Consider the following 25,262-nt stretch of genomic DNA (forward strand, 5'->3'; position numbering starts at 1 on the left):
ATGCCGCGCCTCCGGCCACAGGTCAACGCTGCGGGCGATCGCCGACGCATCGCGCGCGAGCCACTCGCAACCGGGGTGGCTCGCGGCGTGGATGTCGCGCGGCAATTCAGTCGTCGCGAACCAGCAAGCGCGCCCGCAGGGCGGTGTAGTCGACCGGCAGGACTTCAGATTCGGCCGGTCGCGCGAGGCAGGCGGCCAGCGTGTCCGGCAACGCGATCGTGTGACCGATCAACGGCTCGACGATCGACTCGAACTTCGCCGCGTGTGCCGTCGCGACGACCGCCCAGTCCCGTGAGTCGCCAGCCGCACGGTGCGCTTCCAGTACATGCAGCGCGGTCGCGGTGTGCGGGCAGGCGACGATGCCGTGGCGCGCAGGTGCAGCCGCAATGGTGTCGCGGATCGTCGCGTCGTCGACGGCGGTGGCCTGCAGCGCAGCACGCAGCGCGGCATCGCTATCGAACCAGTGACGCAGACGTTCGGCATTGCTCGGCGCGCCGACATCCATCGCGTTCGCCAACGTGGCGCGCGTCGCCTGCGGCGCGTAATCCGCGCCGGCGAGAAAACGCGGCAGGGTGTCGTTGGCGTTGCAGGCCAGATGCAGGTCACCAAGCGGCGCGCCCATTCGCTTGGCAACGAGCGCCGCGCAAGCGTTGCCGAGATTCCCGGTCGGCACGATCACGTGCAGCAGGCGGCCGGTCCTCGCGTGGTGCTGCGCCGCCGCATGCGCGTAATACGCAGCCTGCGGCAGCAGCCGTCCGAGGCTGATGCTGTTGGCCGAACCCAGCGGGCACTCCGCACGCAGGCCCGCGTCGGACAGGGCCTGCTTGGCGAGGCGCTGGCAATCGTCGAACGTGCCGGCGAGGCGGAAGGCGCGCACGTTGTCGCCCCAGCATTCGAGGCCGTGCGCCTGGCGGGGCGACACCTTGCCGTCGGGATACAGGATCGCGACGCGGAATCCCGGACGCCGGTGGAACGCGGCGGCCACGGCGGCGCCGGTATCGCCCGAGGTCGCGACGACGATCGTGGTGTCCGGCGCTTCAGGGGCGCGCAGCGCGCCCAGTGCGGCGGCGAGGAAGCGCGCGGCGTAATCCTTGAATGCCGCGGTCGGTCCGTGGAACAGTTCGAGCAACTGGTCGCCGGCGCCGCGCAAAGGGCGCAATGGCGCGTCGAACGCGAACGCCTCGGCGCACAGCGCGGGCAGCCGCGCACGCAGCGCCGAGGCGGCGAGATACGGTGCGAGGACCGCTTCGGCGGTCTCCGCCAGCGTGGCGCGCGGCGTCACCAGCTCGACCTGCGGCAGGTCGACCGGCACGTACAGGCCACCATCGGGCGCAAGACCCGCGACCAGTGCCACATCGAAGGGTGTGGGCGGCACGCCGCCCCGGGTGCTGACGAACTTCATGCGCCGGCGCCGGGTTGAACAGCGGCGATGACGTCCGCACGTGGGCCAGCGACCGGCGAGACATAGGCCTGCGCGTCGATGCCTGCATCGATAAAGCCTGCGCGCATTGCAGGGGCAGCCTGCTCGGCCGCCGCGCGCGAGTCGAACCACGCGAACACGCTGGGCCCGCCGCCGGAGATGCTGGCGCCGAGCGCGCCGTGCGCCAGCGCCGCGGCCTTGACCGCAGCGAAGCCGGGGATCAGCGGCGCGCGTCGCGGTTCGACCAGCACATCATGCAGGCCGGCGCGGACCAGTTCGCGATCGCCGCGCTGCAGACCGGTCAGGAACAGCGCGAGATGGGTGCTGTGCAGCACCACGTCGTGCAACGCGTATGGCTCTGCCAGCACAGCGCGCGAACGTCGCGTTTCCAGCACCTGCTCGGGATGCACGACGACCGCGTGTAGCCAGTCGGGGACATCGAGTGCAATGAGTCGATCGGCGGTCGACAGCGTCACCCCGCCCAGCAGCATCGGTGCCACGTTGTCGCCGTGGCGCGCGCCCGACGCAACCGATTCGCCATCGAGTGCGAATGGGTACAAGGCCTCGCGCGACAACGGTGCATCGAGCAGCGCATTTGCCGCGACGAGGGCGGCGACGCAGGACGCCGCCGAGCCGCCGAGCCCAGAGCCGAGCGGAATACCCTTCTCCAGTGTCAGCGCGAAGCCGAATGGCAGCGACAGCGCGGCGCGCAGCGACTGCAATGCACGCCCGGCGGTGTTGTCGGCCGCGGTCAGCGGCAGACGATCGGCACCTTCCACAACGCCGCTGATCGACTCGATGCGCACTTCGGGCGTGTCGATGCGGCGGACCTGGGCGATGTCGCGCGGGCCCTCGATGACGTGGCCCAGCACGTCGAAACCGACACCGATGTTGCCGACGCTCGCGGGCGCGAATGCGCGTGCGGATGTGCTGCGGCCGCTCATGCGTGTCGCCAGCCGGTGCGTGCGCCGAGCGCGTGGGCGATCGCGAGCACGTCGCCGAACACGCCGGCGGCGGTCACCTGCGGGCCGGCCCCGGGGCCCTGCACGACCAGCGGATTCTCGGCGTAGCGGGCGGTGGTGAACTGGACAAGGTTGTCGGTCAGACGTGTGTGCATGCACGCATGATCGGCGGGAAGTGCACGGACGCCAACACTGGCGTCCCCGCCGGCCTCGAGCCGGGCGATATGGCGCAGGCCGCGCCCTTGCGCGCGGGCGGCGTCCAGACGCGCCTGCATCGGCGTGTCGAGTTCGGACAGGCGCTGCAGGAACTCGTCGAGCGGCAGCTCGCGCAGCGCTTCGGGCACCAGGCTTTCCACGGCGACATCAGCCAGCGACAGCGGGCGGCCGGCTTCGCGCGCGAGGATCACCAGCTTGCGGGCGACGTCGAGACCGGACAGATCGTCGCGTGGATCAGGCTCGGTATAGCCGAGCGCGCGCGCTTCACGGACCAGGTCGGAGAACGGGCGGCTGCCGTCGAAACTGTTGAACAGCCATGCCAGCGTGCCCGACAGCATGCCGTCGATCGCTTGCAGGGTGTCGCCGGTATCGAGCAGATTGCGCAGCGTCACGATGACCGGCAGGCCGGCGCCCACCGTGGCCTCGTACATGAAGCGGCTGTGCCCGGTGACGCGCGCCTCGACGATCCGCGCATAACGCGTCCAGTCGCCACTGCCGGCGTGCTTGTTCGGGGTAACCACATGGATGCCGGCGGCGAGCCAGTCTTCGTACTTCGCGGCCACGGCGTCACTGGCGCTGCAGTCGACGATCATCGCGTGCGGCAGGTGGTCGGCGCGGACGTGCGCGGCGAAGGCGTCGAGATCGCAGGCGTCGGCGTGGTCGCCGAGCAGGGCGCCTGCGGTATCCGGATCGAGCGCGGCATCGCCCAGATGCATGCGCCGGCTGCTGGCGATCGCCCGCAGGCGCAGGTCGACACCGGCGCGCGCGCGCAGCGCCGGGATCACCTCGGACAATTGCGCCAGTAGCGCGCGGCCCACGTTGCCAGGCCCGATCACGCCGACCGACACCGTCTGCGGCGACAGCCAGAACGCAGCGTGCGCGGCGCGCAATGCGCGGGTGGCGTCGTCCTGCGCGATCGCGACCGAGATGTTGCGTTCACTCGCGCCCTGGGCGATCGCGCGGATGTTGACCCGGGCCTGGGCAAGGCCATCGAACAGCCGCGCGGCGACGCCCTGGCTGCCGACCATGCCGTCGCCGACGGCGGCCAGCACGCACAGGCCGGTCTCCAGGCGCACGCCTTCGACCTGGCCGCCGGCGATCGCATCTGCGAACGCGTCTTCGATGGCCGCACGTCCACGCGCCGCCTCGGGCGCGCGCACCACGCAGCAGATCGAATGCTCCGACGAGCCCTGCGAGATCATCGTCACCGACACCCCCGCCGCGTGCAGCGCCGCGAACAGGGTTTCGGCCACGCCGGGCACGCCGGCCATGCCGCTGCCGGTGAGTTCCAGCACCGCCATGTCGTCGACGATGCTCAGGCCCTTGACCGGCGAGCGTGCGGTCTCGCCTTGCGCATCAATGCGTGTACCGCGTGTGGATGGCGCCAGGGCGTTGCGGATCGACAGCGGGATGCCGCGTGCCTGCAACGGCGCGATGGTGCGCGGATGCAGCACCTTGGCGCCGAAGTAGGCGAGTTCGCAGGCCTCGGCATACGACAGTGCGCTCAGGCAGACGGCGTCGGGCACAAGTCGCGGATCGGCCGACAGCACGCCGTCCACATCGGTCCAGATGGTCACCGCGTCTGCATCGAACAGATCCGCCAGCAACGTGGCCGAGTGGTCACTGCCGTTGCGACCGAGGGTGGTCGCGTGTCCGTCCGGCGTGCGCGCCACGAAGCCGGTGGCGACCACATGCGCCTGCGGATGGCGCGCGCGCCATCCGGCCAGACACTTCAGGCTGGCCTCGCGGTCGACATGCATGCCGATCTCGCTGCCATGCACGACCAGGACGTCACGCGCATCCAGACGGGCCCAGCCCGCAGGCTCGCCGCCGAGCGCGGCGTGCATCAGCCAGGCGCTGCACAGCTCGCCATGCCCCCAGATGCGTTCGGACAGCCGCAGCGCGGCGTCTTCTGTGGCGAACGCCAGTGCCCCCAGGTCCGCGTGCAGCGCTGCAGCCTCGGCGTCCAACCGCGCGATCAGGGTTCCGGTGTCGGTGCCTGCGATCGCGTGCGCCGCCTCGTGGTGACGGGCCTGCAGTGCCCGCCAACCCGGCGTCCAGTCACCGCCGCCGCGCGCAACTGCGGCCAGGGCGACCAGCGCGTCGGTGACGCCGCGCATGGCAGACACCACGACCACGCTGGCGCCGCCGGCGAGCGGTGCGGCCAGGCGCGCGGCCGCAGCGATACGGCCGGCATCAGCCAGGCTGGTGCCGCCGAACTTGTGCAGCTGCAGGCGGGAAAGCGGGTTGGACTGGGGTAGCGACGGGACAGCGGACATCGTGGGCTCCTTGGGTCGAGGCCCCGCATCGCGTTCCGGGTCAGGCGGCAGCGCCGCACCCGGATCGGGTGCGGAGCGGCGTGCTGGATCAGTTGGACACGCCCGTCCACACCCGTGTTCGGGTGGTACCGGTCGTAATGGTGAGGGTGGTCTGCGCCGCCGCATGCCGACACGCCTCGGCCGCCGGGACGGCGGTGATCTGCAGGCGAGTGGTTGCGCGGCGCATCGGTCGAGCATCCACCCCGATGGTGCGGCGCGTCAAGCGCGCCGCTCAACATGGCGCGCGCGCGGCCGCTAACGGATCACGGGGCGCGGGAGTGGATGATGGCGGAGTCGACGGACATGCAGGGCGGGACACAAGGCGATGCGACGTGCACGGCATTGCCGGATGCGCCGGTCGCGCTGCTGCGTCTCGACGCGGCGGGGCACCTGCTCGACGCGAACCGCGTGGCCATCGACATGCTGGCCCTCGCGCCTGGAATGCTCGACGGCCAGACCCTGGGGGTGCCCTGGGGCATGCCGCTCGAAGCGCTGCGCGGCCACGATGGTGTGTGGGTCGCGCCCGGTGCCGATCCCGCGGCGCGGGTGCGCTACCAGGCCGATCCGGATCGCGGCGGCTGGATCCTCTCGCTGCCGCATGCCGAAACCGCCGCGCTGCTGCGCGAGACCGCAGCACTGCACGCGGCGGCCGGAGATGCCTCGGCACCATTCGGCCTGCAGCCACTGATGCAGGAGCTGGAAGGCGGCCGCGCCGCGCATCGTTTGCTCGACGGCATCGGCGACCTACTCACGCGCTGCGATCTCGATCTGGCCGCGCTGGCGGACGTGCAAGACGATGCCCCGCATGTGCGGCGGCTGTCGGCAGGCTTCGGCAACCTGGCCGAGGCGATCCGTCAGGCGGTGGCCCTGTCGGTCGGCATCGCCGATGAGGTGCCGCACCTGGTCAGCGAGAACGATGATCTCGTCCGCCAGTCGCAAGCACAGCTGGCGGCACTGGAGTCGGTGCTGGGCGCAAGCCGGCGGCTGCTGGCGGATCTGCAGGCGGTGGCGGGTGAATTGCAGGCGGTGCGCGACGTGGCTGGAAACGCCGACGAGCGCGCCCGCGCCGGCATCGAGGCCGCGCGCGCGCTGGCCGAATCGATGGCCGCGGTGCAGCAGCGTTCGGCCCGTGCCACCGAGGTCATCGAGGTCATCGACACCGTTGCCTTCCAGACCAACATCCTGTCGATCAACGCCAGCATCGAAGCCGCGCATGCCGGCGAAGCGGGACGCGGCTTTGCCGTGGTCGCCAGCGAGATCCGCCGACTGGCGGACCAGGCTGCCAGCGCGGCGCGGGACGTGCGCGGCATCATCGGCGAGACGGTGGCCGCGCTCGGTGCAGGTGCCGCGTCGGCGCAACACACCGGTCAGGTGCTCGACGGCATCGGCGACCTGCTGGGCGGAGCCGGTCGCGCGATGGCGTCGGTCGCCCGCCGCATCGATGCGCAGAGCGGAGAGATCGCAGCGATCGACCAGGCGGTCGAGCAGGTGGTCGGCCTGGGGCGCAGCAACCTCGAGCATGCGTCCCACGTCGCCGAACGCAGCGAAGCCCTGGGCCGCAACGCTGCCACGCTGCACGACGGCGTCGGCCTGTTCCGGCTGCCCGCCGATCCGATGCGTACGCCCCGGCACGCCTGCGTTCTGGCGCTGGCGCAGGACGCGGCTTCGGCCATCGGCGAGGCCCTGAACCAGGCGGTGGCCCGGCGCGAGATCGACCTGGCCGCGCTGTTCTCCCGCGAGTACGAGCCGATTCCCGGCGTGAGTCCGGCCAAATACCGCAGCGCCTTCGATACCCTCTGCGACAGTGTGCTGCCGCCGCTGCAGGAACCGGTCGCGGGCGCACATGCCTGGATCGTCTTCGCAATCTGCGCCAATCCCGACGGGTATGTGCCCACCCACAACCAGCGCTTCTGCCAAGCGCTGACCGGCGATCACGCGCGCGACCTCGTCGGCAACCGGACCAAGCGCATCTTCGACGATCGCGTCGGACGCAGCGTCGGCGCGCACACCGACCCCTGGCGCCTGCAGGTGTATCGCCGCGACACCGGCCAGATCATGTTCGACCTGTCGGTGCCGGTGTACGTGCGCGGCCGGCACTGGGGCGGGTTCCGCGTCGGCTATACGTTGGAGTAGGCGGAGGGCCCGCGACGGCCTGTGCGCCTCGGGGATCAGCGCAGCTATGCGCGGCCGTTTCGGAGCGCGCGCAGATGCATGCACGTCAGCGTGCCACGCTCCCGCAGCCTGGCGACAAAACGCCGCATGCAGTTGCGCGGTGCTCAAGCCACCGCTGAAAGCGCAGGCGAGGCCTGCGTCGGGCGCAGGATCACCAGGTCGAACACGGAGCGGCCGCTTCGCTTTAAAGCTTAGGCGGACAGAACGCGTGCCTTCGTCTGTCGGTGCGTTGACAGGTGCAGTTGCCGGCGGACATGCGATTGCCGGAGGAGCCGACCGGAGTCTTGAGTGGGCGGGCGACGAAGCTGCGCGCAACCCGGGGTGGCATCGGGATGCAATTGTCGGCGCGTCGTCCGTCTGCAGAATGTGCGGGAACACCTGCGTGGAACTCGGCCGTCACAGCCGGCGCAAACGCATGTCGCGCGTCTGTCCGCGGTTGGGGCCAAGGCGTTTTTCGTGCTCTAATCCGCGGCGAAGCGGGGGTACCGGCGGTTGCCGGTTGAGACAGTCCCTTCGAACCTGATCCGGTTGATACCGGCGTAGGGAAGCTTCGCAGAACCCGCCGCAAAACCGTCTTGTCGCATGCGCAATGCGGCTGTCGTCGCGCCGGGTCCGCGCCGCCGCTTCGTCCGCGAGAAGGAGAGCCCGCTTCGGGTTCCCGTCGCCACCACAGGACGAATGCCATGAATGCCGTGCCTTCCACGTTGCTGCAGCAGACCGACCAGCTGTCCGAATCGGTCACGCGTCCGATCCCGGGCTCGCGCAAGATCCACGTCGAAGGCTCGCGCCCGGACCTGCGCGTGGCGATGCGCGAGATCGTGCAGACGCGTACACCGACGCTGTTCGGCGGCGAGGAGAATCCGCCGATCACGGTCTACGATCCGTCCGGCCCGTACACCGATCCTGACGTCACCATCGATCTCGCCGCGGGCCTGGCGCCCTTGCGCGCGCGCTGGATCGAGGAGCGCGGCGATACCGAGGCACTGCCGGCCCTGAGTTCGATGTTCGGTCGCGGCCGCGAGCACGACCCCAAGCTCGACCATGTCCGCTTCCCCGGGCGTGCGCTGCCGCGCGTGGCGAAGGCAGGCGCCAACGTGACCCAGATGCACTACGCACGGCGCGGCATCGTGACCCCGGAGATGGAATACGTTGCGATCCGCGAGAACCAGCGCCTGGACCTGGTGCGCGACGCATTGCTGCGCCAGCAGCACCCGGGCGAGGCCTTCGGCGCGCACATCCAGCAGGTGATCACGCCGGAATTCGTGCGCGATGAGATCGCCCGCGGCCGCGCGATCCTGCCCAACAACATCAACCACCCCGAAAGCGAGCCGATGATCATCGGCCGCAACTTCCTGACCAAGATCAACGCCAACATCGGCAACAGCGCGGTGTCGTCGGGCATCGCCGAGGAGGTGGAAAAGCTGGTGTGGTCGATCCGCTGGGGCGGCGACACGGTGATGGACCTGTCGACCGGCAAGCACATCCACGAAACGCGTGAGTGGATCATCCGCAACTCGCCGGTGCCGATCGGCACCGTGCCGATCTACCAGGCGCTGGAGAAGGTCGACGGCCGCGCCGAGGAACTGACCTGGGAGATCTTCCGCGACACGCTGATCGAGCAGGCTGAGCAGGGCGTCGACTACTTCACGATCCACGCCGGCGTGCTGCTGCGCTATGTGCCGCTCACGGCCAAGCGGGTGACCGGCATCGTCTCACGCGGTGGTTCGATCATGGCCAAATGGTGCCTGGCGCATCACCGCGAGAGCTTCCTCTACACGCACTTCGAGGACATCTGCGAGATCATGAAGGCCTACGACGTGGCCTTCTCGCTCGGCGATGGCCTGCGCCCGGGCTGCATCGCCGACGCCAACGACGCCGCGCAGTTCGGCGAGCTGGAAACGCTCGGCGAGCTGACCAAGATCGCGTGGAAGCACGACATCCAGACCATGATCGAGGGCCCTGGTCACGTGCCGATGCAGCTGATCAAGGAGAACATGGACAAGCAGTTGGTCGAGTGCGGCGAAGCGCCGTTCTACACGCTGGGCCCGCTGACGACCGACATCGCCCCGGGCTACGACCACATCACCAGCGCGATCGGCGCGGCGATGATCGGCTGGTACGGCTGCGCGATGCTCTGCTACGTGACGCCGAAGGAGCACCTGGGCCTGCCGAACCGCGAGGACGTGCGCGACGGGATCATGGCCTACAAAATCGCCGCGCATGCCGCCGATCTGGCCAAGGGCCACCCGGGCGCGCAGGTGCGCGACAACGCGCTCAGCAAGGCGCGTTTCGAGTTCCGCTGGCAGGACCAGTTCCATCTCGGTCTGGATCCGGAAAAGGCCGAAGCCTTCCACGACGAGACCCTGCCCAAGGACGCGCACAAGGCGGCCCACTTCTGCTCGATGTGCGGCCCGCACTTCTGTTCGATGAAGATCACCCAGGACGTGCGCGACTATGCGGCGGGGCAGGGCGTCGAGGCGGCCCAGGCGATCGAGGCCGGCATGGCGGAGAAGTCTGCCGAATTCCGCGCGCAGGGCGCCGAAGTCTACCGCCCAGGCTGAACGCGGCGACGGCCGGATGAACCGTTGGGCGCGTCGTCGCATCCGCGCGACGCTGCGCCGCGTATGTTCAGTATCGGTATCGGGACAGCGCGTCACGATCCGCCAGACAACAGGGAGATCCGAAATGAAGACTTCGACGCCCCGCGTCGCCGCCTGGCTCGTGGCGCTGTGCGGCATTGCGCTGCTCGCCGGCTGCGCCACCGGGCCCCGTATCACCACCGAAGCCGATCCGCGCGCGGACTTCTCGGCCTACCGCACCTGGTCCTTCTACACGCCGCTGGCGATCGAAAAGGAAGGCTATGAGACCCAGACCAGCGAGATCGCCAAGGTGGCGGTTCGCGCCGAGATGGAGCGTCGCGGCTATCGCTACAGCGAAACCAATCCAGACCTGTGGGTGAACATCAACGCCTACATGGAGCGTCGCACCGACGTCAGCAGCTATCCGACGGTCGACTACGCTTACTACTACAGCTATCGCGCCCGCGGCTACTTCGCGGTGCCGTACTGGAACGAGCGCACCAGCGTGTACCGTTACACCGAGGGCACGATGAACATCGACTTGGTCGATGCGCGCGCGAAGCGTCTGGTGTGGGAAGGCATCGCGGTCGGCCGCGTCGCCAACAACACGCCGGATCAACGGGCCCAGCGCATCAATTCGACGATCGCCGAGATCTTCGCGAACTATCCGCATCAGGCCGGTGCACGCGCGCAGGCGATGTAAGCCGGACGGGTTACTGCAACGACGAAAAAGCGGGCCTCGCGGCCCGCTTTTTTTTGTATGTCCGATGCGGGTTTCATGGCGCGTCGGTGCGGTCCGCGCCCAGGTCCTGCGCGAGCCGCTGCAGCCATCCGCGCCAGGTAGCGCCATCGCGCGTCGGGTCGTATTCGCTGCCCAGTGCCGCAATCCGGCTGCCCAATGCATCCTCGTCGAGTCCCTCGCCGAGCAAGGCCTCGGCTTCTGCGCGTGCCCGCGCTACCTGCTCTGAAGCCTCGCTCTGACGGTAATACGCGACTACCTCGTCTGGCGTGCCGTGTTCCATCGCCCAATCCTGGTGGAAGTAGGCAGCGAAGAAATTTTCCAGCGTCGGGTAGGCGCTCATCGGTAAGAACACTCGTCAAGGCTTGTTCGGATATCCGGTGACGATTCTATAGCCGATATCGAGCTGGTTCGAACGCTCCAGGACCAGGCGAACGGAGAACACGTCGACCGCGCGGGTGTCGCCACGGCTGACCGAGATGCCGGTGCTGGCATCGAAGGTGGTGTCGATGACGAGGCGGTTGCCAGCACTTCCGTCTGCCCAGGCGTCCACGCGGGACTGGTGATCGGCAATCGTGGCGGAGACGAAGCGCTCGGCTTCCGGTAGGTCGCGAAAGCTCGACGCGGCACTGATGTTCTCGCGGCTCACCCGATCGAGCAGCCACTGCTCGCTCTTGCCCACATGCCGCTCGATCAGATGTCCACCGACATCCTCGTGGGCCTCAAGGCCCCCACCGGGCACTTCTGTGGGGGTGCCGGGGCCTTCCGGCGATCCGACATCGTCAAGCCATGTTTCGATCCTGGCGACCGTGGCCTCCACCGCATCCTGCTCGACGCGGGACAGCGATTGCGAGGGCAACGCGGCGAGCGCGTCGCGGATGTTCCCGAACATCGGCGAGAGCTCGTCGGCGAATACCGGGCTGCGCTCGGCCAATGCCAACGCATCTCCCGTCTCGGCGAGAAAGCCCTCAATGTCGCCGGCATCGAGCCGAGCGGAGATGTGGCGGTCGATCGCGTCCCGTGTCGCAGCCTGGCTGCCGAGCGGGGGGCTTTGCTCAGCGCTGGTGGATGGCCCCGGCGCGGTGGAGACGTGGGTCGCGATTGCATCCATCAGCGCGGTGTCCTGTCATGGGAGCGCGTGACACTAGACGGGCGCCGGCTTGAGAACAGCCTCGGGCTGACCCGAGGTCGGGATGATTGCCATGACCTGTGCCACGGGCGCTATGCGCAATCCGGCGTCAGGCTGCACTTCATTCAGCCTGCCTTGGCTAACCTCGCCGCCTGCCTGTTGGTGCCCAGATGTCAGATCCGATGCCCTCCGACGTGCCGACGCCCCTGCGTCTTCGCGTGGGCGATGGCACGGTTGACCTCGCCACGCGCGAGATCCTGATGCCCGGCGCGCGCGGCTCCCGCCGTGTTACGCCGAAGGCGATCGGCGTGCTGCGGATGCTGGCGCGCGTGCCCGGCACCGTGGCCGGCCGCAACGAGTTGCTTGCCGAGGTATGGCGCGACACCTTGCCGACCGACGACGTGCTGACGCAAGCCATTACCCAGCTGCGCAAGGCGTTTGGCGCCGGAACAGCGGGGCCTGAGGCGGGCAAGCGATACATTGAGACGATCGCCAAGGGCGGCTATCGGCTCAACGTGCCGGTCGAGGTGCTGGCATCCGATCCGGCGCCGGTGATGCCGGCTGCCGGAGGATTGACGACCGACCCTGCTTTTGCAGCGGTGGGGGCGGCCTCCAAGTCGCCGGAGCCCGCAGGGCGCCCTCGCAACGCCATCATCGTGCAGCGCGGTCTATGGCTGCTCGTCACGGCGGTGCTGGCGCTCTTTTCGCTGGTTGTGGGTGGACTCTGGGTCACATGGGGGTCGGCGGAGTTTCTGAACCAGTCCGCCGAAGGTGCTCCAGGTCCCGCGCCGGTCAGCCGGCCTTATCGACTCATTACCAGTGCGACCGGCTTCGCGCTGTCGCCTTCCCTGTCGCCCGATGCATCCATGGTGGCCTATTCCGCATCGGGTACCGGCAACACGGTCCAGCAGTCGGCGATACTCGTGCAGACCACGTCGAGCGCGGCGCCGCGCCCGCTGTCTCGCCCGCCGCCGGGCGCGGTCGACGATCTCCCGGCCTGGTCTCCCGACGGCCGCGAAATCGCATTCGCGCGCTGGGAAATTGACGGCGCCTGTCGCGTGCTGCTGATCTCTGCGAACGGGGTTGGCGACGAGCGTGAAATCGCGCGCTGCGATGCAAGCGATCTGTTGAGCTTCGACTGGCTGCCCAACGGCAGCGGTCTGCTGTTTGGCACGATGACAGGTGACGGAAGCAAGACGCGTCTGCGTATCCTCGATCCGGTCGGTGGTCGCTGGCGCAATCTGGACTATGCGGGCGCGCCGGGCGACATCGACTTTGCGCCGCAGGTCTCACCGGACGGTCGGTGGATCGGCTTTATCCGCAATCCGCAGATGGGTGACCTGTGGCGCGTGCCGGTCGAGGGCGGTACCCCTGAACAGGTGACGCGCCTGAATGCCGAAATGCGCGGCTGGTCCTGGGCGCCAGATGGCAAGGCGATGGTGTTCGGCCTGCGGGTCGATAGCGAAGCACGTCTCTATCGCGCCGACATCGACAGCGGGGCGGTCGTCGATCTGGGCATCGAGGATGCGCAGATGCCGTCTGTATCGGCGCGCACCGGCATGATGGCCTTCGTGCACAGGCGGCCGCAGTTCGGCATCTACCGGGTCGACTGGTCAAGCGGCGAATGGGATCGCCTGTTCACCTCCTATGGTCGCGACTCGCAGCCGACATTGGCGCCGGATGGCGAGCAGATGGTGTTCACATCCGATCGGGCTGGACGCTTCGAGCTGTGGTGGGCGCGGCTTGGTGCGCCTGACTCGCTACGGCCCATTGAGGGTGTCCGGCCCGACACTCGGCAGGCGCCTTCGTGGTCTCCAGATGGTCGGAGTTTTCTGGTAACAGGGCTGGATGCTTTCAACGCGCCCATGATCCTGGAGGTCGAGCCTGCAAGCGGCCGCATCGTCAAGCTCGACGTGCCGGGCAGCCGCCCGGCGCAAGCGGTTTACGGCCCCGAAGGCACCTTGTTCGTGGTTGAGGAGGAGCGCGAGCTCGGTGGTACCTCCTTGGTCGCCTATGCGCGTGCGACCTGGGAACCACAGGGGCATATTGAGGGCGTGTCGCAGGCGCAGTTCGACCACGCGCGCGGGCGTGTGCTTTACACGCGCCTCGATGCCAACGGACTCTGGGAGGCATCGCCCACGCTGGAGGAAGCCGGCATCACACGCCTGAGTGAAAAGGTGCCTTCGCGCTGGCGCTATCGTGGCTGGTCGCTGGCCCCTGACGGCCGTATTGCCTATCTCGACGCTACCCCTGCCTGTTGGACGCGGTTGTCACGTTACCGGATCGAAAACGATCGATTGGCCGCGGATGGCGAAGAATGCATCGACCCGGTTACTCGGAGCGCCACCAACGGTTTCTCGTTCGACGGCACCTCCTCTTACGTCTCTCTTGCATCAGAAGACGGCAGTGGGATCGGATTCATGCGCCTTCCAGAAGACAGGTCGCAACAAGATTCGCTTCTGAAGTGGTTGATATCCATCAGAAAAAAAATATCGTAAGTTCTTCGGAAGTTCTTTCGCCACGATTTCGGCAAAGTCTAGGCGCTATTTCAGGCAATTGCAGCGCCAACCCGTCACAACGGTCGCTTCCAGAAAGCGAACAGGGTGCCGGATGTCGAACTGTCTTTGGGCTGTGCGTGGTCAGATGCTTGCATTCGAAAGTCTGGAGCAGACCGCGCAATGCATCGGAACATCCCGACTGGGCGGGGTGCAGGTCTCGGCACCGGTGTTCAATCTTTGGATCCAGGTGCGCGGTGATGGCTGGATCGAGTCACGCGAAGGTCGCTTCCGGATGCGTCGAGGTGACTGGATGGCGTTCGAGAAGGAATCCTCGCCTCTGTTCCAGAGCGGGCCGCAGGGTCTCTGCATCGGCGTCGCGCTGGATGCCAGCGCGCTCGACGCCCTGCAGGCATTGAGTGACGGCAGTCTGTATGCAGGGCGTGGACGCTTGCCAACGCGTGAGGTACGCACGCTGTTGCGCCTGTGGCGCGAGGCCGCCCAAGCCGATGGCGATGCACTTTCAGTGCGTCCTCTGTTGTTGCAGCTTGCCCATGTCCAGCGCGATCTCGCTGCGCGCGTGCGGCGCTGCCCTGGACGCTCGCGTAGCCGCAAACGGCAGGTGTTCGGCCGTATGCAGCGTGCGCGCCTGTATCTAGAGGGCAACGCTGACCGTGTGGTCCGGATCAGCGAACTGGCCGACCTCACCAGCTTCTCCAGCTGGTACTTCTCCAAGGCTTTCCACGCGCTCTACGACGAAAGTCCGCAAGCGTTGTCAGTGCGCCTGCGTCTGGAACGCGCGGCGCAGTTGCTGCGTACCACTTCCATGATGGTGGGCGAGGTGGCGGCCGCGAGCGGCTTCGACAACTGCTGCAGCTTTGCGCGTGCGTTCAAGAGCCATCACGGCGTTCCGGCAAGCCGGTATCGGAGCAACCAGCGCCGATCCAGCGGGCTGACAACCAACGAAGCGTACGCCTCGGCTTAACATCAAGCCGTGACAGGCGTCGCCTACCGAAGCGAGTAAACGCTTAAACGCCAGATTCGGCACAGGCAGCGAGTGGCACCAGCAAGGCAGTGGAGGTCGTTCCAGACGTAACGTGCCGATGGCGTTTTAACGCCTCAGTAACGCACACACTCTGGAGAGAGAACTTTGAAGAACCTTCGCACTCCCGCACTGCGGAAGGCCCTGCTGCCGGCCGCGATCCTCGCGGCTGTGGTCCCAGTGGTCACGTTCGCGCAGGAGCAGTCCGCGAGCGGCACCACTGAACTCGACCGTATCCAGGTCACCGGCTCGCGCATCCGTTCGGTCGAAACCGAAACTGCGCAGCCCGTTTTCATCATGAATCGCGCGCAGATCGAAGAGCAGGGCTTCCAGTCCGTCTCCGATATTCTGCAGAACATTTCGGCCGCTGGCAGCCCGTCGTTCAGTCGCTCGTCGGTGCTCGCATCCAATGAGAGTGCCGGCGGCTCGTACATTGATCTTCGCAACCTTGGCCCTAGCCGCACGCTGATCCTGCTCGACGGCAGGCGCCTCGGCATGAACGCAGAAGGTCTGCAGGACGTCGCTTCGATTCCGTCGTCCATCGTGGAGCGGATCGAAATCTTGAAGGACGGCGCGTCAACCATCTATGGTTCCGACGCGATCGCCGGCGTGGTCAACATCATCACGCGCAAGAACTTCGACGGTGCAGAAGCCAACGCGTATTACGGTCAGAACAGCCAGGGTGACGGCGCGGTCACCAGTGGTGACTTCACCATCGGTTCCACTGGCGAGCGGAGCTCACTGCTCTTCAGCGCCCAGTACTCGAAGGAAGATCCGGTCTGGGCGAAGGACCGCGCGTATAGCCGCACCGGCCGTGGCCCGTTCCATCCAACCTCCGGCAGCAGCGTGGTCAGCCAGTGGGGCACCATTTCCAATGGTCCCGCGTACATCATCGGTTATGACGATGATGGCGAGCCGATCACCGATACCCTCTACACGCTGGATCGCGGTGGCAACTCGCGTGACTTCGGCGACTTCCATGAGACCGATGGCAACGACACGGCGAACTCGAACGAGCAGATGATGCTCAAGAGCGGCATGGAGCGTCGTTCGGCGTACATGCAAGGCCGCTTTGACTTCACCGACAACGTCTCCTTTGTCGCCGACGCGCTGTACAACAGCCGCGAGACCGAGGTTCAGGTCGCGGGCTACCCCTACCAGAGCGAAGCCTGGGGGACGCCTCTTAGCGTCGACAGCTACTACAATCCGCTGGGGAACCAGAGTGACTTCGCGACCCCGCAGGACACCGAGTTCTTCCGCCGGGGCTGGGAAGTGCCACGCGTCACCAACAACAAGTTGACGACCTATCGCTTCTCGGCAGCATTCGAGGGCGCATTCGAAGTGGGCGAACGCTTCTTCGATTGGAGCGTCGGCTACATGTACAACAAGAACGAAGGTTCGAAGGTCGGCTATGGCGACTTCAACCTGATTAATACGGCCGCCGCCCTGGGGCCGTCGTTCTTGAATGCGGATGGTGTGGTGCAGTGTGGTACAGCAGCCAATCCGATTGCCCTCGGCGTCAGCCCCGGCCAGTGCACGCCTTGGAACCCGCTCGGCAACTTTGGTGAAGGTGGAGCGAACACGCTCTCCGACCAGGATGTCCAGAACTTCCTGTTCTCGCGCAACCAGTCGTTGTCGGAATCCGAAACGCAGGTCTTCTCTGCCGATATCTCGGGCCTGATCGTTGAACTTCCGGCCGGTCCGCTCGGCTTCGCTGCCGGTATCGAACATCGCAAGGAATCGGCGCTCTACTCCCCGGACGCGATGATGCAGAACGGCACCACGACCTCCAACGCGGCTGGCCTGACCCAAGGTCAGTACGATCTTAACGAGGCATACCTCGAGCTCAACATTCCGATCATCTCGGATGTGCCGTTCGCCCAAGAACTGACCTTCAATGTTGCAGGTCGTTATTCCGACTACAGCACCTTCGGTGATACGACGAACCTCAAGGGTGGCTTCACCTGGAAGCCGATCGATGAGGTCCTGGTTCGCGGTAACTACGGCGAGGGTTTCCGCGCGCCGGTGATCGGTGATCTGTACGGTGGTCTTGCGGGCACGTACGAGTACTACACCGATCCTTGTGACACGCTTTTCGGTAATGCGACCGTCAACGCCGGTACGGCAGCGCGTTGTGCTGCAGATGCCTCGATTCCCGCTGGCTACCGCCAGATTCAGCAGGGCGGCCGCCCGGCTACCGAGCCTGACTCGCAGTCCAATGCGATGTTCATGACGGGTGCCAATCCGGAGCTGCTCCCGGAGACCGCGGTCACCAAGACCTTGGGTATCGTGTACAGCCCGAGCTACGTCGAAGGCCTCGACATCTCGCTCGACTGGTGGAACGTGCGAATCGAACAGTCGATCCGCTCGGATGCGCTGACGCTGATCCTCGACGATTGCTACCAGCGCGGCATCGCGTCGCGTTGCGACAACTTCACGCGCGACGCGGCCACCGGCGAAATCGTCGATGCGCAGTGGGGCATGCTGAACTCCGGTTGGCTTGAGACCGAGGGCTACGACCTGGCGGTGAACTATCGTCTGCCCGAGACCGCCTACGGCCGTTTCGGCGTGAACTGGCAGACCACCTACACCTCGTTCCTCAACGAGCAGGTCGATGACACCGGCGCGAACCCGACGCAGGTCTACACCGGCTTCGGCGGCAACTTCCGGATCCGCTCGAACCTGCAGATGACGTGGGACTACGGCGACTTCGGTGCCACCTGGGGCATGCGTTATTTCTCGAGCATCAAGGAGAACTGCGCGTATGACTTCACCGGTGGTCCTGAGTGCAGTCTGCCGAACCACATCGCACCGGATACTGGCGCGCAGCCGCTAAATCAGACGGGCTCCAATACGTTTAACGACGTGCAGGTGCGCTACCGCGCTCCGTGGAATGCCACGATCTCGGTAGGTGCGAACAACGTGTTTGATCGCCAGGGTCAGGTGCTGTACTCGCAGCCGAACAGCCAGTACTCGTACTACGGCGGCTTCGACATCGGCCGCATGGTCTACATGAAGTACCAGCAGCGCTTCTGATCCATCGAAGTCATGCGTGATCCGCTACGGCCCCGACAGGGGCCGTAGTTTTTTGTGGCTACGCTCTCAGCAAGAGCTTGATCTACACCACAAAAAAGGCCGCCCAAGGGCGGCCTTATCTATTTCGGCACTTCGCGGTCTCAGCGACTCAAGCCTTTTCATCAGTTGACCGCCTGACGGTATGCAAAAGCGCTACAGCTTCAACCCGACCAAACCGTGGAAAAGTCGCGGTGTTCCACGCGGCTAACTGCATTGATGCGCAACCGCATGCCCGGTGCGCCCGGACCGTCAAGAACCCCACATCGATGTGGCGAGCGCTGTCGCGCCGTACAACTGCGTGTTCGATCTCGATGTTGCGGTCTTCGTCGAGCGCTTTTATCCGGCCCTCAGCCCATGCAAATCGAATATCGAGCGTGCGGCGCCTCGCGCGCAATGCAGCGGGAGCGAAACTCCCGTCAGGCCGCCGGCGCCTCTTCGACACCCCGCAGGCGCTCGGCATGCGCGCGCCAGCCGGCGAGCTTGTCGAGAACGCCGGTGTGCTGGAGATAGTCCTCGCGGATGGCTTCACCTGCGGCAAGCGCGGTCGCGACATGGACCGCGCCTGTGATCCAGAAGCTGCGTGTACCCGCGCGGACCGGATCACGCTGGAACGCCACGGCCTCGATGATCGGCATCGGCAAACCCCAGAGACCGAGCAGATAGGCGCCGGCCTCGGTGTGGCCCGGCGCATCGGCCAGCTGCGTTTCGATGGGTGCGCGTTCGTCGCGCACACCCGGCAGGAGCAGGCCAATGTCGGCGAGCAGGGCAGCGGTGGCGCCGAGCTCCGCACTGGAGTCGGGCAACATGCGGCGGGCGAGCTGCGAGGCCAGAAGCGCGCGCTGCTGCATCGCCGGGCGGTCTAGATCGCTGCGCGCAGGGCTTGCAAAGACTTCGCTGGCGAGCACCAGGTCACGCATCGTCGCCATGCCCAGCCGGGTGACCGCCGAACGCAGGTCGGTGATGGTGCGCCCGGCGGAGAAGTACGCCGAGTTGCACAACTGCAGGACCTTCGCGGCGATCGCAGGATCACCCGCGATCAGCTGCGCGACGTCGTTGGCGTTGCTGTCTTCGTCGGATTCGAGTGCGTGCGCCAGCGCCAGATAGGTCTGCGGCGGTGACGGGAGCTTCTCGATCTTGCCGATGCGTTCGCGCAGGTCCGGGTTGTCGAGCAGCTCGCGCAGTTCCTCCAGGCTCCCGATGGCTTCCAGCAATTGGGCCTCGCCCACCGGCAGCGGCAGGAAACGGTGCGCCAGCGACAGCACGCGCGCGGGCGGTTGACCCCCGAAGACGGCAATGCGCGAGGTTTCAGGGCGCAGCGTGCGGATCTGACCGAGCAGCGTGGCGACAGGCATGTCCGGCAGTGTCGGTGCGACCACCACGACATCCTGCGGCGCGTCGGTGATCAAGGCCGTGGCGGCCATGCCGTCGGCGGCGCGCTGGACCTGCCAGCTGTCATCCATGTCGGATACGAGAGAGACGAGGTCGGATGGCAGGCTGTCTTCGCCGCCCACGAACAAAATACGCACGGTAGAAATCCCCTGATCGCCGCGGCCCCCGTTGGCTGGGGTCGGCTCGTGACGAGAGTAGCAACCACGCCGCGCGGGTATCGGCGGCGTGGCGCAAACTGTGACAGCGGCGACGCAATCGCGACGCTTATTCGGCCGCGTAGGCCGCGATCGCGTCGTTGAGCAGCGCCTTGGCTTCGGCTGCATCGCCCCAGCCGCTGATCTTCACCCACTTGCCCTTCTCGAGATCCTTGTAGTGCTCGAAGAAGTGGCCGATGCGCTCGAGCCAATGGGCCGACACCTTGTCGAGATCGTCGACGTGGGCGTAGCCGCCAAACACCTTGTCGATCGGCACGGCGAGAATCTTCTCATCGCTGCCCGCCTCGTCGGTCATCTTCAGCACGCCGACCGGGCGGCAGCGGATGACCGAGCCGGGGATCAACGGCAGCGGCAGCACGACCAGCACGTCGGCCGGGTCGCCATCGCCGCAGACGGTGTTCGGAACGTAGCCGTAGTTGCAGGGGTAGCGCATCGGCGTGGAGAGGATACGGTCGACGAAGATCGCGCCGCTTTCCTTGTCCACCTCGTATTTGACCGGCTCGGCGTCCTTGGGGATTTCGATGATGACGTTGATTTCGTCCGGCGGGTTCTTGCCGGTGGAGACGGAGCCCAGGCCCATAGCGATGCACTTCCAGTGGTCGATAAGAACCGCCATTTTACGGCCAACCATGTTGCGGCGCAGCGGTGGTCGAGGAGATGGTTTCCGATGCAACGGCGAAGGGCGCGTTGGACCAAGGGTACGCCCCAGTATGGTCAGGCCATACGGGGGCGTACATATGGACTCCGACTTTCGCTGACGCAGGCCCGTTCCGATGACCACGCTCGATTCGTTGTCCCCGACCGCCACCGCCGCGCAAGGCTACTGGCAAAATCCGCTGGCCCCAACGCATACCCATGACCACGAGGGTCCTGCCGCGGGCGGCGTTGACGACCATGCCGACCCCGTGGGGCTGGGAGAAGGCCCGGAGGTGTCCACACTCGATGCGCCTGAGCGTGCGCCCAACGGCGCGATCGGCATCGACGGCGGCAGCAACAACACCACCGGCCGCACCACCAGCAGCACGCCCGACGGCAAGCCGATCGCGATTGATCCGCTGCACAGCGATGCCCAGGTGGACGTCACCCGCGAACGCACTCAGGCACAGGGCTACATCAGCCGCGACCAGGTGGTGTTCACCACCGGCACCGGCGACGACGACGTCGGCGTCACCCAGCGCGATGACGGCACGCTGGATGTCTCCGTCAACGGCGAAAGCTACGAAGTCCGTCTGGCCGAGGGCCAGGAACTCACCCTGCGCACCGGCCCCGGCAACGACACCATCCAGGTGGCGCCGAACGTCAAGGTCAACGTCGTGGTCGATGCCGGTGACGGCAACAACGACATCAACGTGGAGGGCGACGGCGACAACCGCATCAGCAGCGGCGATGGCGACGACACCATCCGTGCGACGGGCGACGGCCGCAACGACATCCACACCATCGGGGGCACCAACGAGATCTTCGGCGGCAGCGGCGTCAACGTGATCTACGGCGGCGACGGCAGTGACACCATCCACGCAGGCTCCGGCACCAACTACATCGAAGGCGGGCGGGGCGCCGACGTGATCAACGGAGGCGGCACATTCGACATCCTCTCGGCTGGCGGCGGCGATGACGTGGTCAATGTCGGCGAGGGCCGCACGACGGTCTATGCCGGCGCGGGTGGCGACACGATCGAGGGCGCGAACGCGCAGACTACCGTCTACTCGGAGGTCAGTAACATCGTCAACGCGGCGACGGGTGCACGCCCGACCGTGGTCAATGTCGAGATCGACAACACCGTGGGCGATCGCGGCGTGCGCGTGCAGGGCTCCGAAGCTTTCGTGCAGCGCATGCAGTCCGAGCTGGATTTCCTGCGCGCTTCGCCGAACGGGCAGCAGATGATGGCCGAGTTCGACAAGGCGGCCGAGGCGAAGGGCAACACCGTGACGATCCAGGAGCTGTCGAACGAGGACAACGGCTACGCCCAGACCTTCAGCAATGATGCCGACATCATCAATGGCCGCGCGGGCGCCGGCGGTGACGTGACCATCAGCTACAACCCGTCCTTCCACATGGACGCGTTCCCGGCGCCGTCGGTGGTCCTGTTCCACGAGATGTCGCATGCCTACAACGGTGTCAACGGCACCTTCCTGCAGGGCACGTATCGCGGTGAGGGACCGGACAATGGCCGCGTGCCCAACGCCGAGCGACAGGCTGTGGGACTGGAGAGCAGCGCCACGCCGTATGATTTCGATGGTAGCGGTCCGATCACCCACAACCCGATCCATCTGACCGAGAACGGCATCCGTCGCGAACTGGGCATGCCCGACCGTCCGAGCTACGCGCTCTGATAGATATGCGGCAACCGCACGGGGCGGTGCATGCGTGCACCGCCCTTTGTCTATTGAGGCGCCTGTAGCAGCCCTCACGACTTGTCTCCAGGAGTCGCCGTGCCGACGAATCACCATCCGCGTGCTGTCGTCCGCGCGCTACTCTCACATCAGCAGGACAATGCTGTGATGCGAAGCGCCGTTGCCGTCGCATGCCTCGCCTGTGTCTTGCTGCCGGCGCCAGCGGTGTCCAGCGATGCACCACGTGATGTTTCGAGGTCTGCGATGCTCCCCAGCGATTCCGCGCGTGCCCACGTCGATGGCAAAGGTGTTGCACTGGAAGCGGTGCTCGCGCGCGAAGGCGAGGGCGTGCGCGTCGACTACCGCATCCGGAACACCGGCACGGTGCCGCTGGTCGTCTTCGACCGCGGCGATCGCCACGCCGTGCTGACGCGTCGCCAGCCATCCGGCGCTGTCGGTGTGCCGGCACTGCGCGAGCATGCCGGCATGCGCGCGACGCTTTCGCATGTTGCGCGTGCGCTGCCGACGCCTGCACCGACCGTCCCGCCGACGCCGCTCGCACGTCGCATCGCGCCGGGCGCGCATGTCGATGCCAGCTTCGGCTTTTCCAACTGGTTCGCGTCGACGCCAGCGCTGGTGCAATGGTGCGTCGGCATCGGCATCGCGGACGATGCGCGTCTGTTCTCGTCCGACGACAGTGGCGACGTAGAGGTCTGGCAGGCCGACTTCGGCTATGCCGACGACCAGCAGGTGCTGTGTACGCCGTGGTTCGACATGGCGAACGGGACGTTCGAGAGATAGGTGCGTGAGAGAAATGGAACTGTGACGTTCCCGACGCATACCTGCGTGCATCGCCGCCGATCGCCGGCGATGATTCCGGCTCAGGCTTCGTAGGATGGGTAGAGCGCAGCGGCACCCATCGGTGCATCGATCAATGGACGCAAGGTTCGGGAACCACGCGTGCTTGTCTGGTGCGGCATCTGCGGCAGCCCCCAACCCCTCTCCCGAAGGAGAGGGGCCAGATGCACTGCGAAGTGAGGCGCTCAGTTAGAGCAGCGGCACCAGAAGCAACGCGACGATATTGATGATCTTGATCAAGGGATTGATCGCCGGCCCCGCGGTGTCCTTGTAGGGATCGCCGACGGTGTCGCCGGTCACTGCAGCCTTGTGCGCTTCGCTGCCCTTGCCGCCGAAGTGGCCGTCCTCGATGTACTTCTTCGCGTTGTCCCAGGCGCCGCCGCCGGTCGTCATCGAAATCGCGACGAACAGGCCGGTGACGATGGTGCCGATCAGCAGGCCGCCGAGCGCGCGGATGCCGGCGCCCGGTCCCATCAGGGCGTTCATGCCGAGCGCGACGACGACCGGTACCAGCACCGGCAGCAGCGAGGGCACGATCATTTCCTTGATCGCCGATTTGGTCAGCATGTCGACGGCGCGCGAGTAGTCGGGCTTCGCGGTACCGGCCATGATCCCGGGAATCTCGCGGAACTGGCGACGGACCTCCTCGACGACTGCACCGGCCGCCCGACCCACTGCTTCCATCGCCATCGCGCCGAACAGGTAGGGAATCAGGCCGCCGATGAAGAGGCCGATGATGACCGCGGGATCCGCGAGATCGAAGCGGAACTCGGTGCCCGGGTACTTCGCTTCGAGGTTGTGGGTGAAGTCGGCGAACAGCACCAGCGCTGCGAGCGCGGCCGAGCCGATCGCGTACCCCTTCGTCACTGCCTTGGTCGTGTTGCCCACCGCGTCGAGCGGATCGGTGACATCGCGGACTTCCGACGGCAGTTCCGCCATCTCGGCGATGCCGCCGGCGTTGTCGGTGATCGGCCCATACGCGTCGAGCGCGACGATCATGCCGGCCATCGACAGCATCGCCGTCGCCGCGATCGCGATGCCGTACAGGCCCGCGAACGAGAAGCACGCCCAGATCGCGAAACAGACCGCGATTACCGGCATCGCGGTCGACTTCATCGACACGCCGAGGCCGGCGATGATGTTGGTGCCGTGGCCGGTCGTCGATGCCTGCGCGATGTGACGCACCGGTGCGTACTGCGTGCCGGTGTAGTACTCGGTGATCCAGACGATCGCGCCGGTCAGCACCAGTCCGATCAGCGCGCACCAGTAGAGGTTGGTCGCGCCGTGCACGTTGTCGGCCATCAGCTGCTGGGTGATTGGCCAGAACAATGCGGCGGCGATCACGCCCGAGACGATGACGCCTTTGTACAGCGCCCCCATGATCGAACCGCCTTCCTTCACCTTGACGAAGAACGTGCCGACGATCGACGCCAGGATCGACGCGCCACCGAGCACCAGCGGATACAGCACGCCGTTCGCGCCGACGGTCGACGCCATCAGGAAGCCGAGCAGCATCGTCGCGATCACGGTCACCGCGTAGGTCTCGAACAGATCCGCCGCCATGCCCGCGCAGTCGCCGACGTTGTCGCCGACGTTGTCGGCAATCACCGCCGGGTTGCGCGGGTCGTCTTCGGGAATACCGGCTTCGACCTTGCCCACCAGGTCCGCGCCGACATCGGCGCCCTTGGTGAAGATGCCGCCGCCCAGGCGCGCGAAGATCGAGATCAAGGAACTGCCGAAGGCCAGGCCCACCAGCGCATGCAGCGCGGCTTCGTTTGCGATGCCGAAGCGCGGCAGCAGCATCCAGTACCCGGCCACGCCGAGCAGCCCCAGGCCGACGACCAGCATGCCGGTGATCGCGCCGCCGCGGAACGCGACATCCATTGCCGGACCGATCCCGCGACGCGCGGCTTCCGCTGTGCGCACGTTGGCCTTCACCGACACGTTCATGCCGATATAGCCCGCCGCGCCGGACAGCACCGCGCCGAGCAGGAAGCCGATGCCGGTGGCCCAGCCCAGGAATACACCGATCAGTACGAACAGCACGGCGCCGACGATCGAGATCGTCAGATATTGTCGATTGAGGTATGCGCGGGCGCCTTCCTGGATCGCGCCTGCGATCTCCTGCATCCGTGCGTTGCCGGCAGGTTGCCGGTTGATCCAGCTGGCGGAAATCACGCCGTAGAGAATCGCGATGGCGGCACAACCCAGTGCCAGCCATAAACCGTGTTGCTCGAGCATGGAAACCCCTCCCAGAGTCGGTATGCCAAGACGGACAGCGGTGATGCGGTGATGCGCGCCGACTATCGCACAGCCCGTG

16 protein-coding genes and 1 riboswitch are annotated in these 25,262 nt (G+C 66.6%); of the genes, 8 read left to right on the forward strand and 8 right to left on the reverse strand.

Annotated features, from left to right (window positions below; genetic code table 11):
* Window positions 1–106 precede the first annotated feature (106 nt).
* Genes thrC through thrA form a run of 3 tightly spaced genes read right to left on the reverse strand, consistent with a single transcriptional unit; the run spans window position 107 to window position 4,877 of the window.
* Window positions 107–1,402 carry a threonine synthase gene (gene thrC, locus J2W68_RS11880; protein WP_310236159.1) on the reverse strand — a complete coding sequence of 432 codons (1,296 nt, stop codon included), beginning with the start codon at window positions 1,400–1,402 and terminating at the stop codon, window positions 107–109.
* Entirely contained in the window at window positions 1,399–2,364 is a 966-nt protein-coding gene (locus J2W68_RS11885) for a homoserine kinase (RefSeq protein WP_310236161.1), read from the reverse strand. Before J2W68_RS11885 ends, thrC begins: the two co-directional genes overlap by 4 nt.
* Window positions 2,361–4,877, reverse strand: a complete 2,517-nt coding sequence (gene thrA, locus J2W68_RS11890) for a bifunctional aspartate kinase/homoserine dehydrogenase I (protein WP_310236163.1) — start codon at window positions 4,875–4,877, stop codon at window positions 2,361–2,363. The genes J2W68_RS11885 and thrA overlap by 4 nt, the downstream gene beginning before the upstream one ends.
* 324 nt (window positions 4,878–5,201) lie before the next feature.
* On the opposite strand from thrA, the gene J2W68_RS11895 reads away from it, so the two are divergent.
* The 3 genes from J2W68_RS11895 (at window position 5,202) to J2W68_RS11905 (ending at window position 10,370) form a co-directional block, all read left to right on the forward strand.
* A complete protein-coding gene (locus tag J2W68_RS11895) occupies window positions 5,202–7,049 on the forward strand; it encodes a methyl-accepting chemotaxis protein (protein WP_310236165.1) in 1,848 nt (615 codons plus the stop codon).
* A 507-nt stretch (window positions 7,050–7,556) separates the two neighbouring features.
* Window positions 7,557–7,652: riboswitch (TPP riboswitch) on the forward strand.
* A gap of 119 nt (window positions 7,653–7,771) precedes the next feature.
* Window positions 7,772–9,649 carry a phosphomethylpyrimidine synthase ThiC gene (gene thiC / locus J2W68_RS11900; protein ID WP_310236167.1) on the forward strand — a complete coding sequence of 626 codons (1,878 nt, stop codon included), beginning with the start codon at window positions 7,772–7,774 and terminating at the stop codon, window positions 9,647–9,649.
* Window positions 9,650–9,773: 124 nt separating this feature from the next.
* Window positions 9,774–10,370, forward strand: a complete 597-nt coding sequence (locus J2W68_RS11905; protein ID WP_310236169.1) for a DUF4136 domain-containing protein — start codon at window positions 9,774–9,776, stop codon at window positions 10,368–10,370.
* Between the two features lie 73 nt (window positions 10,371–10,443).
* Here the strand turns inward: J2W68_RS11905 and J2W68_RS11910 are convergent, their stop codons facing one another.
* Together J2W68_RS11910 and J2W68_RS11915 are read right to left on the reverse strand one after the other, a co-directional pair.
* On the reverse strand, window positions 10,444–10,749 hold the full coding sequence (locus J2W68_RS11910; RefSeq protein ID WP_310236171.1) for a contact-dependent growth inhibition system immunity protein: 306 nt from the start codon (window positions 10,747–10,749) through the stop codon (window positions 10,444–10,446).
* A 15-nt stretch (window positions 10,750–10,764) separates the two neighbouring features.
* The gene (locus tag J2W68_RS11915) at window positions 10,765–11,517 is read right to left on the reverse strand and encodes an RNase A-like domain-containing protein (protein WP_310236173.1); all 753 of its coding nucleotides are present in this window, start codon (window positions 11,515–11,517) and stop codon (window positions 10,765–10,767) included.
* A gap of 200 nt (window positions 11,518–11,717) precedes the next feature.
* On the opposite strand from J2W68_RS11915, the gene J2W68_RS11920 reads away from it, so the two are divergent.
* The 3 genes from J2W68_RS11920 (at window position 11,718) to J2W68_RS11930 (ending at window position 18,108) form a co-directional block, all read left to right on the forward strand.
* The gene (locus J2W68_RS11920; RefSeq protein WP_310236175.1) at window positions 11,718–14,033 is read left to right on the forward strand and encodes a winged helix-turn-helix domain-containing protein; all 2,316 of its coding nucleotides are present in this window, start codon (window positions 11,718–11,720) and stop codon (window positions 14,031–14,033) included.
* A 112-nt stretch (window positions 14,034–14,145) separates the two neighbouring features.
* Window positions 14,146–15,015, forward strand: a complete 870-nt coding sequence (locus tag J2W68_RS11925; protein WP_310236308.1) for a helix-turn-helix domain-containing protein — start codon at window positions 14,146–14,148, stop codon at window positions 15,013–15,015.
* Window positions 15,016–15,180: 165 nt separating this feature from the next.
* Window positions 15,181–18,108, forward strand: coding sequence for a TonB-dependent receptor plug domain-containing protein (locus tag J2W68_RS11930; RefSeq protein ID WP_310236177.1), 2,928 nt, complete (start codon window positions 15,181–15,183; stop codon window positions 18,106–18,108).
* A gap of 455 nt (window positions 18,109–18,563) precedes the next feature.
* Here the strand turns inward: J2W68_RS11930 and J2W68_RS11935 are convergent, their stop codons facing one another.
* Window positions 18,564–19,673 (reverse strand): HDOD domain-containing protein, encoded by a 1,110-nt coding sequence (locus J2W68_RS11935; RefSeq protein ID WP_310236179.1) that lies wholly within the window; start codon window positions 19,671–19,673, stop codon window positions 18,564–18,566.
* Window positions 19,674–19,800: 127 nt separating this feature from the next.
* Window positions 19,801–20,331, reverse strand: a complete 531-nt coding sequence (gene ppa, locus J2W68_RS11940; RefSeq protein WP_310236181.1) for an inorganic diphosphatase — start codon at window positions 20,329–20,331, stop codon at window positions 19,801–19,803.
* Window positions 20,332–20,524: 193 nt separating this feature from the next.
* Here ppa and J2W68_RS11945 point away from each other — a divergent pair, with 193 nt between their 5' ends.
* Together J2W68_RS11945 and J2W68_RS11950 are read left to right on the forward strand one after the other, a co-directional pair.
* Window positions 20,525–22,084, forward strand: coding sequence for a M91 family zinc metallopeptidase (locus J2W68_RS11945; RefSeq protein WP_310236183.1), 1,560 nt, complete (start codon window positions 20,525–20,527; stop codon window positions 22,082–22,084).
* A 264-nt stretch (window positions 22,085–22,348) separates the two neighbouring features.
* On the forward strand, window positions 22,349–22,885 hold the full coding sequence (locus J2W68_RS11950) for a hypothetical protein (protein WP_310236185.1): 537 nt from the start codon (window positions 22,349–22,351) through the stop codon (window positions 22,883–22,885).
* A 246-nt stretch (window positions 22,886–23,131) separates the two neighbouring features.
* On the opposite strand, the gene J2W68_RS11955 is transcribed toward J2W68_RS11950, so the two are convergent.
* Window positions 23,132–25,183 (reverse strand): sodium-translocating pyrophosphatase, encoded by a 2,052-nt coding sequence (locus tag J2W68_RS11955; RefSeq protein WP_310236187.1) that lies wholly within the window; start codon window positions 25,181–25,183, stop codon window positions 23,132–23,134.
* Between the last annotated feature and the right edge of the window lie 79 nt (window positions 25,184–25,262).

The sequence above is a fragment of the Luteimonas terrae genome (assembly GCF_031457535.1).
Classification (GTDB): domain Bacteria; phylum Pseudomonadota; class Gammaproteobacteria; order Xanthomonadales; family Xanthomonadaceae; genus Luteimonas; species Luteimonas terrae_A.